General features: G+C 46.7%; 20 protein-coding genes. 10 read left to right on the plus strand and 10 right to left on the minus strand.

Features of this window, described 5'->3' with window-relative positions; genetic code table 11:
* Positions 1–89: 89 nt before the first annotated feature.
* The gene (locus AC6I8Y_RS12670) at positions 90–1,475 is read left to right on the plus strand and encodes a peptide MFS transporter (RefSeq protein WP_498017793.1); all 1,386 of its coding nucleotides are present in this window, start codon (positions 90–92) and stop codon (positions 1,473–1,475) included.
* 69 nt (positions 1,476–1,544) lie between these two features.
* On the opposite strand, the gene hemH is transcribed toward AC6I8Y_RS12670, so the two are convergent.
* From hemH to htpG, 3 genes are all read right to left on the minus strand, one after another.
* Positions 1,545–2,504, minus strand: coding sequence for a ferrochelatase (gene hemH / locus AC6I8Y_RS12675; protein ID WP_128650182.1), 960 nt, complete (start codon positions 2,502–2,504; stop codon positions 1,545–1,547).
* 120 nt (positions 2,505–2,624) lie between these two features.
* Positions 2,625–3,269, minus strand: coding sequence for an adenylate kinase (adk, locus tag AC6I8Y_RS12680; protein ID WP_042477529.1), 645 nt, complete (start codon positions 3,267–3,269; stop codon positions 2,625–2,627).
* A gap of 291 nt (positions 3,270–3,560) precedes the next feature.
* Positions 3,561–5,465, minus strand: coding sequence for a molecular chaperone HtpG (gene htpG, locus AC6I8Y_RS12685; protein WP_252012176.1), 1,905 nt, complete (start codon positions 5,463–5,465; stop codon positions 3,561–3,563).
* A gap of 261 nt (positions 5,466–5,726) precedes the next feature.
* Here htpG and AC6I8Y_RS12690 point away from each other — a divergent pair, with 261 nt between their 5' ends.
* From AC6I8Y_RS12690 to AC6I8Y_RS12700, 3 genes are all read left to right on the plus strand, one after another.
* Positions 5,727–6,560 (plus strand): winged helix-turn-helix domain-containing protein, encoded by an 834-nt coding sequence (locus AC6I8Y_RS12690; protein WP_498020286.1) that lies wholly within the window; start codon positions 5,727–5,729, stop codon positions 6,558–6,560.
* A 13-nt stretch (positions 6,561–6,573) separates the two neighbouring features.
* On the plus strand, positions 6,574–7,092 hold the full coding sequence (locus AC6I8Y_RS12695; RefSeq protein WP_128650183.1) for a regulatory protein ToxS: 519 nt from the start codon (positions 6,574–6,576) through the stop codon (positions 7,090–7,092).
* 76 nt (positions 7,093–7,168) lie between these two features.
* Positions 7,169–7,462, plus strand: coding sequence for an Rdx family protein (locus AC6I8Y_RS12700; protein WP_498020287.1), 294 nt, complete (start codon positions 7,169–7,171; stop codon positions 7,460–7,462).
* Positions 7,463–7,544: 82 nt separating this feature from the next.
* Here the strand turns inward: AC6I8Y_RS12700 and AC6I8Y_RS12705 are convergent, their stop codons facing one another.
* From AC6I8Y_RS12705 to AC6I8Y_RS12720, 4 genes are all read right to left on the minus strand, one after another.
* A complete protein-coding gene (locus tag AC6I8Y_RS12705) occupies positions 7,545–8,678 on the minus strand; it encodes a flagellin (RefSeq protein ID WP_234495348.1) in 1,134 nt (377 codons plus the stop codon).
* 332 nt (positions 8,679–9,010) lie between these two features.
* Positions 9,011–10,147 carry a flagellin gene (locus tag AC6I8Y_RS12710; protein WP_498020288.1) on the minus strand — a complete coding sequence of 379 codons (1,137 nt, stop codon included), beginning with the start codon at positions 10,145–10,147 and terminating at the stop codon, positions 9,011–9,013.
* A 114-nt stretch (positions 10,148–10,261) separates the two neighbouring features.
* On the minus strand, positions 10,262–11,167 hold the full coding sequence (locus AC6I8Y_RS12715; RefSeq protein WP_498020289.1) for a Dyp-type peroxidase: 906 nt from the start codon (positions 11,165–11,167) through the stop codon (positions 10,262–10,264).
* Between the two features lie 70 nt (positions 11,168–11,237).
* On the minus strand, positions 11,238–11,699 hold the full coding sequence (locus AC6I8Y_RS12720) for a DUF2919 domain-containing protein (RefSeq protein ID WP_498020290.1): 462 nt from the start codon (positions 11,697–11,699) through the stop codon (positions 11,238–11,240).
* 113 nt (positions 11,700–11,812) lie between these two features.
* Between AC6I8Y_RS12720 and AC6I8Y_RS12725 the strand changes: the two genes are divergently transcribed.
* On the plus strand, positions 11,813–12,154 hold the full coding sequence (locus tag AC6I8Y_RS12725; RefSeq protein ID WP_498020291.1) for a DUF2956 domain-containing protein: 342 nt from the start codon (positions 11,813–11,815) through the stop codon (positions 12,152–12,154).
* On the plus strand, positions 12,141–12,506 hold the full coding sequence (locus AC6I8Y_RS12730; protein WP_498020292.1) for a DUF4156 domain-containing protein: 366 nt from the start codon (positions 12,141–12,143) through the stop codon (positions 12,504–12,506). Before AC6I8Y_RS12725 ends, AC6I8Y_RS12730 begins: the two co-directional genes overlap by 14 nt.
* A 78-nt stretch (positions 12,507–12,584) precedes the next feature.
* Here AC6I8Y_RS12730 and AC6I8Y_RS12735 read toward each other — a convergent pair whose 3' ends face one another.
* A complete protein-coding gene (locus AC6I8Y_RS12735) occupies positions 12,585–12,866 on the minus strand; it encodes a winged helix-turn-helix domain-containing protein (RefSeq protein ID WP_042473827.1) in 282 nt (93 codons plus the stop codon).
* A 272-nt stretch (positions 12,867–13,138) separates the two neighbouring features.
* Here AC6I8Y_RS12735 and AC6I8Y_RS12740 point away from each other — a divergent pair, with 272 nt between their 5' ends.
* From AC6I8Y_RS12740 to AC6I8Y_RS12755, 4 genes are read left to right on the plus strand one after another with little or no spacing between them, the layout of a single operon-like run.
* Positions 13,139–13,489 carry an ArsC family reductase gene (locus AC6I8Y_RS12740; protein WP_252012187.1) on the plus strand — a complete coding sequence of 117 codons (351 nt, stop codon included), beginning with the start codon at positions 13,139–13,141 and terminating at the stop codon, positions 13,487–13,489.
* A 55-nt stretch (positions 13,490–13,544) separates the two neighbouring features.
* Complete coding sequence (gene dapE, locus AC6I8Y_RS12745) at positions 13,545–14,684, plus strand: succinyl-diaminopimelate desuccinylase (protein WP_234495342.1); 1,140 nt, start codon at positions 13,545–13,547, stop codon at positions 14,682–14,684.
* Positions 14,685–14,697: 13 nt separating this feature from the next.
* Positions 14,698–15,372: a M15 family metallopeptidase gene (locus tag AC6I8Y_RS12750; protein ID WP_498020293.1), complete on the plus strand. Its 675-nt coding sequence runs from the start codon at positions 14,698–14,700 to the stop codon at positions 15,370–15,372.
* Between the two features lie 9 nt (positions 15,373–15,381).
* Positions 15,382–15,588, plus strand: a complete 207-nt coding sequence (locus AC6I8Y_RS12755; protein ID WP_498020294.1) for a DUF2897 family protein — start codon at positions 15,382–15,384, stop codon at positions 15,586–15,588.
* Between the two features lie 93 nt (positions 15,589–15,681).
* Here AC6I8Y_RS12755 and bamC read toward each other — a convergent pair whose 3' ends face one another.
* Together bamC and dapA are read right to left on the minus strand one after the other, a co-directional pair.
* Positions 15,682–16,704 carry an outer membrane protein assembly factor BamC gene (gene bamC / locus AC6I8Y_RS12760; RefSeq protein WP_042473814.1) on the minus strand — a complete coding sequence of 341 codons (1,023 nt, stop codon included), beginning with the start codon at positions 16,702–16,704 and terminating at the stop codon, positions 15,682–15,684.
* Between the two features lie 49 nt (positions 16,705–16,753).
* Positions 16,754–17,632 (minus strand): 4-hydroxy-tetrahydrodipicolinate synthase, encoded by an 879-nt coding sequence (gene dapA / locus AC6I8Y_RS12765; RefSeq protein ID WP_128650396.1) that lies wholly within the window; start codon positions 17,630–17,632, stop codon positions 16,754–16,756.
* Between the last annotated feature and the right edge of the window lie 79 nt (positions 17,633–17,711).

Consider the following 17,711-nt stretch of genomic DNA (forward strand, 5'->3'; position numbering starts at 1 on the left):
CTATATTTTTACATCATTGCAGTAATTAATTTCGTCAGGTATACCAGTTGGCACATTATATTCTTTGATAACTAAAATTAGTAAAACTTATGACAGCACAACGCAACATCTTAGGTCACCCTCGCGGCCTGTTTCTACTGTTCGGAACCGAACTGTGGGAGCGCTTCTCCTATTACGCCATGCGCGCAATTCTGGTTCTTTTCCTGACCGATACAACAATCAACGGTGGTATGGGCTGGTCGACTAAAGATGCTCTAGATCTCTATGGTATCTATACTGGACTAGTTTACATTACGCCACTTATTGGTGGTTACATTGCCGATAACTACTTGGGTCAGCGTAAGTCTATCATTATCGGTGGCGTCCTTATGGCCGCAGGTCAGTTTACCCTAGCTGCAGCGGCATCTGGTGAGCCAAGTGCACATCTGTTCTACGGTGGTCTGGCGCTACTGATTGCCGGTAACGGTATGTTTAAGCCAAACATCTCAACTATGGTTGGCGATCTTTACGAAGAAGGCGATAACCGTCGTGATGGCGCGTTCACTATTTTCTACATGGGCATCAACCTTGGTGCACTTCTAGCGGGTATCGTCGTAGGTTCTGCGACAGACTCATTTGGCTGGTCTGCAGGTTTCGTCGTTGCCGGTGTTGGTATGGTATTTAGCCTTATCATGCAGTTGACCATGGCAAACTCTTGGTTAGGTGAAATTGGTAACGTGCCAGCAGCTGCACGCGCAAAAGCACTGAATAAATCTGAGACCAAAGCCCCTCTTACTCGTGAAGAGATCGACCGCCTGAAGGTCATCCTTATCATGGGTCTGTTTGTTATCGTTTTCTGGGCTGGCTTTGAGCAAGCGGGTGGCCTGATGAACATCTATACCCAGCAGTATACCGACCGTATGATTGGTGACTTTGAAGTCCCTGCAGCTTGGTTCCAATCTCTTAACCCATTCTTCATCATTACCCTAGCACCTGTGCTAGCGGCTATTTGGGTGAAGCTTGGCAAACGTGAACCAAACTCGCCTGTGAAATTCGCGCTAGCGCTATTTTTCCTAGCAGCAGGTTTCCTATGCATGGTTGGTGCGGTGCTTGAGCAAGGTGGTGATACTAGCGTTAAAACGTCAATGCTATGGCTTGTCGGTGCGTTTTTCTTCCATACGTTAGGTGAACTTTGTCTATCGCCAATTGGTCTATCTTTGGTGACTAAACTTGCCCCACTACGCTTAGCCTCTCTTATGATGGGTGCATGGTTTGGTTTCAATGCAATCGCAAACTATGTTGCAGGTCTAATTGGTTCTCACGTTGGTGAACTAGGTGCTATGGCTATCTTTGGTGGCATCGCAGTAACGGCGGTCATCTGTGGTGTTATCCTGCTGATGTTTGCGAACACACTGGTTAAGTGGATGCACGGTGCTGAGCAAGGCGCGCCTAGTAACGCCGAGCAAGTAGAAGAGCAGCAAGCTCAGCTTGTCTAAGCTTTGATTGAGTTAAATGGAAAGGCCCGTCACTTAAGTGACGGGCCTTTTTGTATCGGTATGGATTGACTAGGCGCTTTGAATCAATTGAGCCATCATCGCGATATGCTCATCTGAATCGTTCAGACATGGGATATAACGATACTGCTCGCCCCCAGCTTCTAGAAACGTCTCTTTCGCTTCAATCGCTATCTCTTCCAGCGTTTCTAGGCAGTCCACTGAAAAGGCAGGGGTCATAATATCAATCGACTTGATACCCTGACTTGGCATCTGCTCTAAGGTTTTGTCGGTGTATGGCTTAAGCCACTCCTCACGACCAAAAATAGACTGGTAGCTCATTCCCATTTGTGACTCATCAAGCCCTAACTCTGCTCTTAGCAACTCTGTCGTGGCTTGGCAGTGCTGCGGATACACATCGCCGTTATCTGCGTAGCGCTTTGGTATGCCATGGTAAGAGCATAACAGATAGTCTGCGCGGCCATTTTTCTCCCAATGTGCTCGCACGTTGTCAGCAAGCGCTTTGATATACAAAGGGTGGTCATGATAATCACGTATCAAAGTCATCGCTGGGATAGTAGAAATAGACTTGCATGCTTTGGCAATACCGTCGAACGCGGCAGCGGTAGTCGTGCCTGAGTATTGCGGGTACAAAGGCAGCACCACCACTTTCTCAACACCTTGTTCGAGAAGTTGGTCAATACCGGCTTTAAGCGACGGGTTGCCATAACTCATACCAAGCGCAACCGGAAGTCCAAGTTCCTGCTCCAACTTCGCAGCCTGACGCTTTGAGTAAACCATCAGCGGAGAGCCTTCATCCATCCACACGGACTGATAAGCCTTCGCTACCTTAGGCGAGCGAATTGGGAGGATAATGCCATGTAACACAGGGCACCAAATCCAACGGGTCATATCAACGACACGATGGTCATGTAAAAACTCCTCAAGAAAGCGTTTCACGCCTTTTGCTGTCGGCTCGTCAGGAGTACCAAGATTGACCAGTAGCACGCCTGTTTTTGACGATTCGCTCATAGACTTCCTTTGTTTTTCATATGATTGCTAAGCGGATTATATACCGATGCTCGCTTTCCTTGGATCAAAAAAAACGACCTATAAAGGTCGTTTTCTTTTTAACAGATTCACAAAAGTGAATTAAGACAGTGCTTTTTCGATATCTGCACTTACGTCTGCAACTTGCTTAGTACCATCGAATTTTAGGTACTTAGTGTTGCCTGCTTCTGCTTCCTTACCGTAGTAAGCAATCAGAGGTGCAGTTTGGTCGTGGTATACGCCTAGACGTGCACGTACTGTCTCTTCTTTGTCGTCATCACGAACTACTAGGTCTTCACCAGTCACGTCATCTTTACCTTCCACTTTAGGTGGGTTGTAAACAACGTGGTAAGTACGACCAGAAGCTAGGTGAGCACGACGACCTGCCATACGCTCAACGATAACGTCATCAGCTACGTCGAACTCGATTACGTAATCAACTTCTACGCCCATCTCTTTTAGGCCGTCAGCCTGAGGGATAGTGCGTGGGAAACCGTCTAGTAGGAAACCTTTCTCACAGTCGTCTTGAGCGATACGCTCTTTGATCAGACCAAGAATGATGTCGTCAGATACAAGTTGACCTGCATCGATAACTGCTTTCGCTTTCTTACCAAGCTCAGTGCCTGCTTTGATTGCTGCACGTAGCATGTCACCAGTAGAAATTTGTGGAATACCGTATTTTTCCATGATGAATTGAGCTTGTGTGCCTTTACCTGCACCTGGAGCACCTAAAAGAATGATGCGCATGACTTGTCCTCTTATATAAAAAAAGATTTATACCGAAGCCCACTACTTTTGATGCCATTAAGGCATGCTTGCTGCGATACGTTTCGGTATAAACGGTTTATTCAAAAATAGTTGAATCTTTAACTTGGCGCGCATTCTATCATAGAAATCGCTTGCTTGACGCCAAAAGTGTCTAAAGATGCTTCAATGCACTCTAAAGTTACCTAAAAGTGTGCGTTTACCCCTGAGAAAACAAGAGCTCGAAACATCGAGCTCTTGAATTAGACTAGGGTGTCAAAGTCCGCAAGGGAATTAGACTTTAGCCAAAAGCTTGTTGATCGCACCCAAGAATTGAGAAGGATCGGTCATCGAGCCACGCTCGGCGAGCATCGCTTGACCAAGAAGTACCTCAACCCAACGACCAAAGGCTTGCTCGTCAGCTTCATCAGCCATGCGTTTAACCAGTTCGTGCTCTGGGTTAATCTCGAAGATGTACTTCACTTCTGGTACTTCCTGACCTGCCGCTTCCAGAAGCTTCGCCATTTGGGTACCCATTTCGAAGTCATCAGTCACAACAACAGCAGGAGTGTTTGCGAGTTTGAACGTAGTGCGAACTTCTTTAACGCGATCACCTAGGTAGGTTTGCGTGCGCTCGACCACTGACTTGAACTCTTCTTCCGTCTCTTTTTGCTTCTCTTTCTCTTCTTCGCCTTCGAACTTGCTCAGATCAAGACCCGCTTTAGTGATTGACTGGAACTGCTTACCATCAAATTCAGTCAGGTAATTCATTAGCCATTCGTCGATGCGGTCATACATCAAGACAACTTCAATACCCTTAGCCTTGAACTGCTCTAGGTGCGGGCTGTTCTTCGCGGCTGCGTAGCTGTCTGCGGTTAGGTAGTAGATCTTATCTTGACCTTCTTTCATGCGCTCGACATAAGACGCCAATGAAATCGTCTGCTCTGAAGAATCAACTTCTGTCGAAGCAAAGCGCAGTAGACCTGCCACCTTCTCTTTGTTCGACATATCCTCAGCAGGACCTTCTTTCAACACAAGGCCAAACTCTTTCCAGAACGATTGGTATTTCTCTTCGTCATTTTTCGCCATGCGCTCTAGCATAGTAAGTACACGCTTAGTACATGCGCCACGAAGTGATTGCGTTACCTTGTTGTCTTGAAGGATTTCACGCGATACGTTTAGCGGAAGGTCATTTGAATCTATCAAACCACGCACAAAACGCAGGTAAGAAGGCATAAACTGCTCAGCGTCATCCATGATGAATACGCGCTGAACATACAGTTTTAGACCACTCTTATGGTCGCGGTTCATCATATCCCACGGGGCTTTTGCTGGGATGTACAAAAGACTGGTGTAGTCGTTTTTGCCTTCTACACGGTTATGACTCCAAACCAGTGGATCGGCGAAATCGTGAGAAACATGCTTGTAGAACTCTTGATATTCTTCGTCTTTGATATCTGACTTGTTACGGGTCCAAAGTGCTTGAGCCTTGTTGATTTGCTCCCATTTACCTTGGTCCGTTTCTTTGCCTTCCTCGTCACGCTCAAGTGTCCAGATAGAAACCGGAATACCAATGTGATCAGAGTACTTGCTGATCACATCGCGCAAGCGCCACTCAGATAAAAACTCTTTACCCTCTTCACGCATGTGAAGCACGATATCAGTACCACGAGTTTCCTTAGTGATGTCTTCAATGGTGTAATCACCCTCACCTGCTGAGTGCCACTGTACAGCTTGGTCAGAAGCCACACCTGCCGCTCGAGTGCGCACGGTAACGGCATCAGCGACGATAAACGCAGAGTAGAAACCAACACCAAATTGACCGATAAGTTGTGAATCTTTGCTCTGTTCTTCAGATAGTTTGGCAAAGAATTCTTTTGTACCAGACTTGGCAATGGTGCCAAGATGTTCAATCACGTCATCACGAGTCATACCGATACCATTATCTGATACCGTTAATGTGTTGTTCTTCTCGTCAAATGACAGCTTTACGCCTAGGTCAGCATCGCCTTGATAAAGCTCTGAGTTAGATAGGGCTTGAAAACGCAGTTTGTCAGCTGCGTCAGACGCGTTTGAAATCAACTCTCTTAGAAATATTTCTTTGTTTGAATACAGAGAGTGGATCATAAGGTGAAGCAGTTGTTTTACTTCAGACTGGAAGCCACGGGTTTCTTTGTTCTTAGTTTCAACGGTGCTCATGCTATCTCCATTTACACGTTTAATACCGAGTCTCGACATAAATTTGCACTCGGTATCGCTATGATTCATCGACTAAAGAAATGAGGCTGAACATTGTAAATTCAAGGTCAAAAAAATAAAAATGCTGTTTTTTTGATTTGTTTTTATTATCCTACTGCCCCTGACTATAAAAAAATCCTAAAATCCTATAATTGGCTCTGCATCCATTCAGCGCCAAAATACCAGTTCCCGTCGCGTTGCGGCACTAAAAAGAAGAATGCAATGAGTAACATAGGCACTAAGTTTATACTCGGCCAGAAGTACATTTTTGACCCAAACAGCAATTCGTTGGTCGATCAAACTAATAACGATGAAGTAGTACGTCTCGGTAGTAATGAAAGTCGCATCCTACTTCTGCTTGCTGAAAGACCTAATGAAGTTGTCACTCGTAATGAACTGCATGAGTTTGTATGGCGTGATCAAGGCTTTGAGGTTGATGATTCAAGCTTGACGCAAGCTATCTCTACCTTGCGCAAAATGCTGAAAGACCCAACGAAATCACCCCAGTTTGTGAAAACGGTGCCGAAACGCGGTTATCAATTGATCTCAACGGTTGAACGCTCAGTACCGATGGCATCTTCAGAAGCCATCAACGAAGCGCCGGTTGCAGAACTGCCTGCCGACAAGCTCGAAGCTGCGACAGCAGCCACTGCAGCTGCTCAACCAGCTCCAGCACCTGTTGCCGCCCCTAAAGAAAAAACGCCTCCGGCCGTTTGGGCGATGGTTGTTGCGGCTATTTTGCTGCCGATTTTAGTGTTGATGGTCACCAATCCAGCTCAGTCTACGTTTAGAGAGCTAAGTGTTGTTGAAAACGTCAAAATCGTCACACCGGAAAGCCACCCTGATGTCTCCAGCTGGCAGCCAAAGATTGAACAGTGTGTCGCGAAATATGTAGAGACGCATACTGGTGACATGCTACCGGTTGAGGTTATTGTTACTGGTGACCAAAGCGATCAGATTGCACTTAACTTCGTGCACACCGTAGAGCACTCAGGCGAAAACAGCACAATGCGCATTTTCACTGAGCAATCTGACCTCGATAAAGTTTGCCAGTAAGGAGTATTGAATAATGAAAATGAAATACGCCGCTATTCTTCTCGCGCTATCTACGGCGCTTAGTGCCTGGCTTTATTGGGGCAGCGACCTCAAACTTGAGCAAGTTTTGACAGCGAAAGAGTGGCAATCGAACATGGTTGGCATTATCGCAGCGCGAGATTACCCGGATACAGACATTGGTCCTTTGAGCCGACTTGAAATGTCTGCCAACGTTAAGTATCTACCAGGTGGTGAATACATCCGTGAATCATCAATGCGTTTATTTGGTGATGATCCTGAGACCCACACTCTGATTAAAATTTCGGAGATGGGCACTTGGACCATTAGCGACAACTACTTGTTGATTTCGCCACGTGAGTTTAAAGACACAGCAACAGCACAATCTGACGAGTTCACTCATGAGCAGCTTGCGATGATCAAACAGTTTCTAAAAATGGAAGCTCAGCAAAGTCGTCGTATCGACATCGTAAACGAAAAAACGCTGCTACTAACCAGTTTGAATCAAGGCTCTTCTATCCTGTTTTCAAACTAATTGAACGCACTGTTTATTTAAAAGGGAGGCGAAAGCTTCCCTTTTTTGTCTGCCACCTACCCGCACAAGGATGACCATGATTAAAGCCAAGATAGACATCTACTACTGTCGCCAATGCAACTGGATGCTACGTGCAACCTGGATGACTCAAGAACTGCTGCACACCTTCAGCGAAGAAGTGGAAGTCATTAGCTTACACCCAGATACGGGTGGTCGATTTGAAATACATTGCAATGGTGAATTGATCTGGGAGCGTAAGAAAGACGGTGGCTTCCCTGAAGCCAAGATATTAAAGCAGCGCGTTCGCGATATTATCGCCCCCGATAGGGATTTAGGGCATGTTGATAGTGTGAATAATAAAGCTCAATAAAGTCACAAAGCCGCTAAAGACAAAAAACCAGAGCCGAGACTCTGGTTTTGTCGTTCTTGAACACTTAAATCAGCGCGAGCGATTAGCCTAGTAGACTTAGTGCCGCGTTTGGCGCTTGTTTCGCTTGTGCCAAGATTGAGCTTGATGCTTGCGATAGGATTTGGTTCTTCGTCATCGCTGTCGTCTCTTTCGCAAAGTCGGTATCTTTGATACGGCTCTTCGACGCATTCACGTTCTCGTTGATGTTATCCAAGTTGTTGATTGCATGATTGAAACGGTTTTGGAATGCACCCAGCTCCGCACGGTGGCTGTCTACATACTTCAACGCTGAATCTAGAATCGCGACTGACTCTTGAGCGCCGCCTACTGTGGTTACATCGATAGTATCAACCGTAACTGCTTGCGCGTCTTGCATACCAAGCTCACCCGCTAGGCTGCCACCAAAGCTCACGTCACCGTCTACTTTGTTGTTACCTGCAAATACTTGTAGCTGACCATCTTCGTTTACTGACGCTTTCACTAGGTCTGTTTGACCATTGATGTATGTCGCTAGCTGCTCGATGTCATCGCCCGCTTTCGCATTGATGGTCAGTGCTTGGTCTTGACCAAAGCTGTCTTTTAGCGTGATGGTTAGCTCGTTTGCATCCGCCGCTACGCTCCAGTCTTTGTCTTTCGCGTTTGCTGCTTGGTAGCTTGAACCACCCATCATTTCGTTGTCTGAACGCATGTCGCGTAGGCTTAGCATCACAGCTTCACCATTGTCAGCACCAATTTGGAATGACTGAGTGCCGTAGGTGCCGTTTAGAAGACGGTTACCACCAAATGATGTGGTTTCTGCAATACGGTTTAGCTCGTTGTTCAGTGCCGTCACTTCTTCTTGAATCGCTACACGCTCTGCTTTTGAGTTTGAGCCGTTCGCGGATTGAAGCGATAGGTCACGCATACGTTGTAGGATGTTCGTTGTCTCGTTCATCGCACCTTCTGCTGTTTGTGCGATTGAGATACCGTCGTTGGCATTACGTACTGCGACGTCTAGACCACGGCTTTGTACGTTCAAACGGTTAGAGATTTGAAGACCCGCTGCGTCGTCTTTTGCGCTGTTAATTTTGTGACCAGAAGACAAACGCTCCATTGACGTTTGTTGAGCCTGGTTTGCGTTGTTTAGGTAACGCTGCGCAGTCATCGCTGATACGTTTGTGTTTACATTCACTGCCATGTTGTTTCTCCAATTGATTTTCCGGTGTAGCGGTTTCCGACGTCTCGGAAAACCAAGTAGTTCTCTCAAAGTTACTTTCTTTATCGTCTTCGAAACCAAAGACTTGAGAAAAAAATGAAATTAAATTGAGTATTTTGGCTGTTAGCGTAGGAAGTTGTGACAAGAATGGTAAAAAGAAAAGTTTTATCAAAAAAAGACTAAAGTTGATGAACAAGATGTCGAAGGGCGCTATGTCTCACAAACAATAGCTCATAAACAAGTGCTTATAAACAAGTACTCATAAACAGGTGTGCATAGACAAGAGCACTTAGACATCTTCGCTTGGGCTAGCGCTAGCCTTGCAATAAGGTCAGAGCGAGGTTTGGCGTTTGCTTAGCTTGAGCCAATATCGAGGTGCTCACTTGCTGCAAAATCTGCTGCTTGAGCATCTCTGTGGTTTCTTTTGCATAATCAGTATCACGAATACGGCTTTGAGATGCTGATAGATTCTCTTCCATGTTGGCAAGATTATTAATGGTGTGATTGAGGCGGTTCTGGTTCGCCCCCAGAGCAGCTCGATGACTATCCACAAACTGCATCGCTTTATCTAATACAGAAACAGAGAGCTGAGCGCCTCCAACTGAGCGAATAGACAGGTCATTTACGGTGACAATTTCACCGTTTTGCAGCCCAACCTCACTCGCAAAGCTGCCAGAAAAGTCGACAGCCCCTTTTACTTTCTCGGAGTCTGCAAAAACCTGCAACTGACCGTTTTCATCCACCGACGCCGACAGGATATCCGTTTGACCATTGATATAAGTCGCGACCTGTTCAATGTCATCGCCAGCTTTAAGCTCTATCGTCTTGGTTTGACTTTCGCCAGCAACATCAAGGTAACTGAATGTCAGCTCACGATTACTGTCTGTGACTTGCCAATTCGGCGTAGCCGCTCGACTCGCTTGATATACAGCGCCACCCATAGAAAGTTGATCAGTACGCAGGTTACCAAGTCCCACTTGCAAGGCTTCGCCAGATTGAGCCCCTATCTGGAACGATGACGTCCCGAAGGTGCCATTGAGAAGTTTTCGTCCACCAAAACTTGTGGTTTCAGCAATTCGATTCAGCTCATCATTCAAGGCAACAAACTCTTCTTCTAATGCTTGTCTATCTTGAGCCGAATTAGAACCGTTAGAGCTTTGCAGGGACAAATCGCGCATGCGTTGCAGGATTTGAGTCGCCTCATTCATCGCACCTTCCGCCGTCTGCATGATCGAGATACCATCATTGGCATTGCGCTGAGCAACACCTAAACCACTTATTTGAGCATTGAGGCGATTAGAGATCTGCAAGCCTGCCGCGTCGTCCTTGGCACTATTGATGCGATGCCCTGATGACAGGCGCTCCAACGACTGGCTCAGTGCTTTACTTGCACTACCCAGGTGATTTTGAGCAACCATAGCACTGACATTGGTATTGACGGTGATCGACATTTGGCTTCCAAAAGGCGTGATGAATAGCCTAGATATCGACCATTAGAAAGGAAACTTGAGGAAAATATGGTAAGCACCTAGGGGAGGCGTTGTCCCCTAGGAACTGAGAGGGAATTAAGCTTTGACGTTTAGGGTCGCAAACATTGCCTGCGAAGGCGCAAAGAAGTAACCACCAGTGACGGCTTTAGTGAAGCGCAATAGTTGATCGGTTTTGCCATCGGTAACGCCATACATGCTTTCAAGCATCGCGTCGAAGTTATGTACTGTATGACAGTATGCAATAAACAACAGACCGTGAGGGCCACTTACTGTGCCATAAGGCAAGCTGTGACGAACGATTTTTAGCCCTTTGCCTTCCTCTTTGATGTCTACACGACCGACGTGAGACGCAGCCGGCACATCCTCAAGCTCAATACTGTCTGGTTTAGTACGACCTACCACTTTTTCCTGAGCGGACACATTCAGACGATTCCACGCAGGAAGATTGTGTTCAAAGCGCTGAACCATTACATAACTACCACCAGCAAACTCACCATCGGCGACCAATGCCACTTCTGCGCGCTGCTCACCTTTCGGGTTTTCAGTGCCATCGACGAAATCCGTCATGTCGCGAGAATCCATAAAGCGGAAGCCCTGTGTCTCATCCACGATGGTGACATCTTCAGCAATCTGCCCCATTAGCTTGCGCAGCAAATAGAAATGCAAGTCGTGGCGATTCGAGTGACAGTGAATCAACACGTCAACATCTGATGATGGTGCGAAAGTATCGCCCTCACCAAGCTCTGGGAATGGCTTTAGCTCCGATGGCATAGATTGTTCTAGCTGAGACCAAAAAGCGTGAGAGAAAGCCACAGAGAGCGTTAACTGAGCACCTGGCTGAGTTTCATTTAGTTCTTCCACCAGCGCAGGTAGCTTTTGAAGGGCTTCTAGTACCTGTTGAGCATTCTGATTGACTTTTAATTGGGTGTATAACGCAAAAGGCTCTGCCTCTGGCGTAATCGCACTTTGTGGTAATGACATTATCTTTCCTCTGTTTTTTCGCTCAGTGTATTTTTTAACAGTTGTTGATTGTATGACCTTGATCAGGAACTTAGGTGATTTTCGCTGGAAGCGCTAAGCTATCGGCTACGCGGCGGCTGTTCAGCAAATAAATAGCAAACCAAATCAATGACACCAAAGTCACCGCATTAGTCCAGGTAAATTTCCAGTGCTGCAAATCAACCAAATAAACAGTATGAGCAAGCTGAAGCATCACAATCAGCAAGGTGACGGGTTTTAGCTGGCTAACAATGAAGTTGGTTTTGGTTGAGTCGCTTTTTCTTAGTCCAACCAGCCACATTCCCACAACAATAGGCAAGCCCATCGCGAGTCCGAGATACAGCATAGTATGGTTTGGGTAAACATACTGTAATATCGTACTTCCCTCTTGGCGGCTCGCCCCTGCGACGACAAACACCACCCAAGCACGGATCAGGAACGCCCACCCCACCCAGAGTAAAACTGGTGTTTTCAACAGACCGTGCTGATCATATTGTTCGATGCCATAGCGCATTGTACGTCTCTATTTTTAACTCATATCAAAGTATATGGTGCTAACCCTCGAATCATTCAAGATCCACACCATCATTGTGCTAAGATGCTCGAAAACTCTCACGCGGAATTAGCATGAAGAACGATAAAATTACCCCTTCAGTGGAAACACAGCAAGAAGCAATGAAAATTGCCAAAGCCACGCAAAAGCCAGGGCAAACCAAAGAGCAGACCAAATTAATAGCTCAAGGTATCGAAAAAGGCATTGCTCAGTATAAGAAGCAGCAAAAAGAGCGAAAGCGTCAAGCTGATAAAGCGCTGAAGAAACAAAAGCGTACCAAACAACAAGCACAGCAAGAAACCGCTGTCGATCAGCAGACTACCTCGACAGAAGAAAACAAACCGCGTCAAGATATGCTGCCATGGGCGCTGCTTATCGTAAGTTGGATCGGGTTTATCAGCTATGTCACGATTTAAGCGCGCCACAGAAAAAGTAGCATTCGGAGTGGCGCTGGTGAGCACCACTTTGCTAGCCGGTTGCTCGCAGCCTTTTAATCAGCTGCAATCTGAGCAAGCGCAGATCGTTGAGGTGCGAGCCGATGCCAATATGGATGTGTCTCAATGCCAATGGAAAGGGGACGTAAGGGGTTCTGAAGGTCATTGGTACACCTATTTATTCTTCAGTAACGCTTCGCTTACGGAAGGGGCGGTCAACGAGATAAAAAATCAAACGGCGGCGTTGGGTGGCGACACCGTACTGTTGCTCACGCCTGTCGATTTTGAGACTTCTGTGACCCTGTTTGGCACCGCCTATCGCTGTAAAAAATAAAGCCGAAGCTTAGCTTCGGCTTTATTTTTTCATTCCAATGCACGCGACGGTCACTCAAACCCTTTTGCAGCACCTAAGCTATACACCCAATGTCGTTTCGATATCACCTTGGCGATCAATCACCCATTGACTGTCAAAAGGTCCCCAGTCTGATAACTGGTAATAACCATCGTTGTGTCTACGCCCATCTTGAACAAACATCAACTCAATGCCGATTCCCGGTAGCGCTTTGATGACATCTTGAATGGTTCGGCGAGGCCAACCCGTTTTCTCGATTAGTTTTGGCACATTCGGTCTTTCGATGCTTTCAACGAGCAACGCGAGATAGAGACGACGTGCAAAAACAGGACTCAGTTCCATTGACACCTCCTATTTATGTGCATTTCCAATATATTGCATTTACGAGCGCCCGTGTTGCGCTTGATCAATTTCTCGCTGATCGCTGTGATTTCGAAATTTGAGATTTTGTAACTGTTGATGCCGAAAACGGGGCAGAAAACTGTGATCGCTTACAACCTTTTGTTTAACGCGACACTTCTTGATAGGATGCTAAACACAATGAAATGCTTTGGGTCCGACGATTCAGAGCAGAATAAACAAAGTCAGAATTTAACGCCCATAAGGAAGTCATCATGGCTATTACAATGTTTGGAATTCCCAACTGTGACACCATCAAAAAAGCTAAGAAATGGTTGGAAGCAAACGAGCTCGACTATTCATTCCATAACTATCGCAAAGACGGTATCAATGAAGAGATGGTCCGCGCTTTTTGCGAGCAGCTCGGTTGGGAGCAAGTCATCAATAAACGTGGCACAACGTACCGCCAACTGACGCAAGAGCAAAAAGACGGCCTAAATGAAGAGAATGTCATTGCATTACTCGTCGAGCACTCTGCCATGATCAAGCGCCCAATTATCGACGTAGACGGTAAACAATACGTGGGCTTTAAAGCTGAACAATATCAACAAGTGTTTGGCGCATAATAGCCAGATACGCAAACACAACATTAGAACACGACAAGAACAAGGATCCTCAAGGATGAACGACAGCCCCGTTTTGGCACTCGCAAAAGACCTAATCAGCCGCCAATCAGTGACACCAGAAGACGCCGACTGCCAAAAAGTCATGATTGAAAGACTAGAGAAGCTCGGCTTTGAAATCGAAGTCATGGTATTTGAGGATACAACTAACTTTTGGGCGCGACGCGGCACACAGGCACCACTGTTTGCTTTTGCTGGTCACACCGACGTAGTCCCAGCTGGTAACCTAGATCAATGGCATACACCACCTTTTGAACCTACCATCATCGATGGTCACCTTCATGGACGCGGTGCCGCTGATATGAAGGGTTCACTGGCGTGTATGATTGTTGCGGTAGAGCGATTTATCGAGAAACACCCAGACCACACAGGCTCAATTGCGTTTCTTATCACCTCTGATGAAGAAGGTCCGTTTATCAACGGTACGACGCGCGTAGTTGATACGCTTATGGCTCGTGATGAGAACATCGACATGTGTATTGTTGGCGAACCATCGAGTACTAACAGTGTTGGTGATGTTATTAAAAACGGCCGCCGCGGCTCTATCACTGGAGACCTTAAGGTCAAAGGGACACAAGGTCACGTTGCCTACCCTCACCTAGCAAATAACCCTGTGCATCAAGCGCTCCCAGCTCTCGCTGAGCTTGCTGCAACTAAATGGGATGACGGTAACGACTACTTCCCACCAACCAGCTTCCAGATCCCGAACCTTGAAGCAGGTACTGGCGCAAGCAATGTCATCCCAGGCGAGTTTAACGTACAGTTTAACTTCCGTTTCAGCACTGAACTGACCGATGAAACCATCAAGAGTCGCGTCCACTCAACGCTTGATTTGCATGGTCTTGACTACGACCTGAAATGGACACTCAGCGGACACCCATTCCTTACTGATAAAGGCAGCCTACTTGATGCCGTTGTCAGCGCAGTGGAAGAAGTCAATCACACTCGTCCTGAGCTTCTGACCACAGGTGGAACCTCAGACGGTCGCTTCATCGCTCGCATGGGTGCTCAGGTCGTAGAGTTGGGTCCAGTCAACGCCACGATTCACAAGGTAAATGAGTGCGTGAATGTTGCTGACCTAGAGAAACTGACGGATATGTACGAAAACACCTTGGTGAACTTATTCGCTCAAAAATAACGTGAGGCGCAAGATGGAGATAGCTCATCTGGTAGGACAGTCTTCTGACTCACTGGTCGATATCACGATCGGTAATCGCACGTTTCTCGTTCATCCTGACGCAAGTCGCGATCTCGGTGAGCTGGTTAACGCGGCGAAATCGGCGGGCTTTGATCTCTATCTTGCCAGCGGCTATCGCTCTTTTGAGCGTCAGCTTGCCATTTGGAATGCCAAAATGTCGGGAGCAAAACCCATTTTGGATGCCGATAGTGTTCCAATGGATGTCGACTCGTTAAGCGAAGCAGAAAAAGTGACAGCAATCCTAAAGTGGAGTGCACTCCCAGGCGCAAGCCGCCACCATTGGGGCACTGACTTTGATGTCTATGCGGGTAATCTACTCCCTGCTGACACCCCCCTTCAGCTCGAGCCATGGGAATACCTTGATGGGCATCAGCGCCCTTTCTATCATTGGCTCAAGCAACATGCAGACAGCTATGGTTTTTTCTTTCCTTATGCGAAAGATAATGGCGGGGTCGCCATGGAACCGTGGCACATTAGCCACCGAGCGAGCGCAAGTGACTGTTTAGACAGTTTTTCATGTGAAAAACTTGGTAAAGTTTTGAAGCAATCAGACATTTTGGGACAAGAGCCGATACTTTCTAATCTCGATTCCATCTACAATCAGTATGTAACCAACATTAATCGCTGAGAGTAGACTATGATTGAGTGGCTGTTTAACCCTTGGGTAATCATTATCGTGGTACTCGCGGTTGTCGTCGGCAACATCGCGGCTTTGAAGTACACGGCTAATATGAAGTTCCAGCAAAGTGATAAAGTCATGTCGCGTAAACAGCAGCTAGATAGACTCAATGAGTTGGATAAACAGAAGTACGGTGACAAGGCGAACGACGATTCAGAAAAATAGCCGCCACACATTAGGACAAGCACTCAGCGTGCAGAGCCTACGGATAGAAAAAAGGACCCGATTGGGTCCTTTTTAATGACTAAATTATTGCTATTACTGCTCTTTCTTAATCACAGTCGCAATCAATGGTTCTAGCGAGCGTAGTAGATTCTCAGATACCGGTTTACCATCTTTATCCGTCACGTTGATAGAGGTACGGTTACCCAGATCACCGAACAAGAAGGTGTAGTCACCTGGCTCTAGATCAATCGGCTTAAGACCCACTTGATTCCAGAACTCATCATCTGGACTCGCATACTTGGCTTTAGCCGTACCTTGAGACTGGTTACGCTCTTCAATCGTAAAGCCCATCTTAGGCAGCAACTCTGGCAGTTCTTGCCACAACACGTTGTAAGGAGTACGTGCGATGATGACTGGCAGACCACTACGGTCAGTCCCCATGCTAATTGGAATAGACTTCACCAGCTCTTGTGCACGAAGCGCCGCTTCTTCACGAAGATCACGGTCATAACGCGCTGTCACTAGGTTAGTCATCAGCGTGTTGTAGCGCTCTTCATTAACACGAGTAACCGGTTTTACCGTTCCACCTTCACGCCAATCGATAAGCTTCATCTTAAAGCCGTAGCGATTGTTTGCTTCGTAACGCGTGATCTCGTAGCGGCTACCAATCTCTACGTCTTCATCTTCTGATGTCCAAGTCACCCAACCCGTTTCAATCATGTCGTCTGTTTCATTAACAGACTCAACGCCGATCTCGGAAAGCATCGTTTTCACCGTTGCCCACACCTTGTCCATCTCTTCTTCTTGAAGCAGCCAAAGTGTCACTTCTGAGCCTTGTCGCTCTACACGAGCACCCGGAATAAGCTCTAGAACCTGTTGCGGTGGACGAATGTCGACTGCACGACCAATACCACCAGAGAAGTCACCCGTTGGAATTTCATAGTTTGGATAAAACTGAGGGGTGGCACCTTCTGGTAAGGTCCACTCTTTTAGCCCTGGCGCTTCGAGGTAGTTAAAGTCATCTTTCGCCTCGCGACGCGTCTTAGGGTCACTTGAGCACGCGGCTAAAACAATAACAGCTAACGTAGAAACCGCTAGCTGACGTGAAAATTTCATTGATACTCCCTTATATAAGAGGAGCTTGGCGCTCCTCTTACCGTTCTATTTAGTAAATGCAGGCTTCTGTTAGAGCTTGAGCAACAATTGGCTTCGCTTCTTCTGATAGTTCAGTGAGCGGCAGTCTTAGATCGCCATTCGCGATAAGACCCATTCTGTGCGCAGCCCATTTAACAGGAATTGGGCTCGACTCAACAAACAGGTTTTTATGCAGAGTCATCAAACGTTGGTTGATGATCTCAGCTTCTTCAAACTTACCTTCCAGCGCCAGATGCATCATTTTCGCCATGTCTGCAGCCGCGATGTTGTTGGTCACAGAGATAACGCCTTTACCACCTTCCTTGATGAAATCAAGACCAGTCGCGTCATCTCCACTTAGTAAGATAAAATCTTCGCCACAAAGTTCACGGTGAGTTTGCACTCGAGACAAATCACCCGTCGCATCTTTAAGTGCAACGATGTTTGGAAGCTCTGCTAGACGAGCAACCGTTTCAGGTTTTAGGTCAACACCTGTGCGGCCAGGAACGTTGTAAAGGATCTGTGGGATATCAGTTTCCTCAGAGATCGCTTTGTAGTGTTGGTACATGCCTTCTTGCGTAGGCTTGTTGTAGTAAGGAGTCACACTCAAACAACCTGCAATGCCCACATTGTTGAACAAACGGCTAAACGTGATCGCTTCGTGCGTTGCATTAGCGCCTGTGCCCGCGATGATAGGCAAACGACCATCGGCAAACTCTACCGTTTTGGCGACAACTTTGACATGTTCTTCAACGGTTAGAGTTGCAGACTCCCCTGTCGTACCTACCGCAACGATACCATCGGTACCTGCTTCGATGTGATGCTCAACCAGTTTTCGTAGACTAACAAAATCAACTTCGCCGTCTGTGGTGAGTGGGGTTAATAGTGCAACAATACTTCCTGAAAACATGGTGATCTCCCTAAATTGATACTTACTGCATGGTACTGTAATGCTATTGATAAACACAAGAGCTTAAAAACAGATCCCA

This window comes from Vibrio sp. KUL78 (assembly GCF_059725505.1).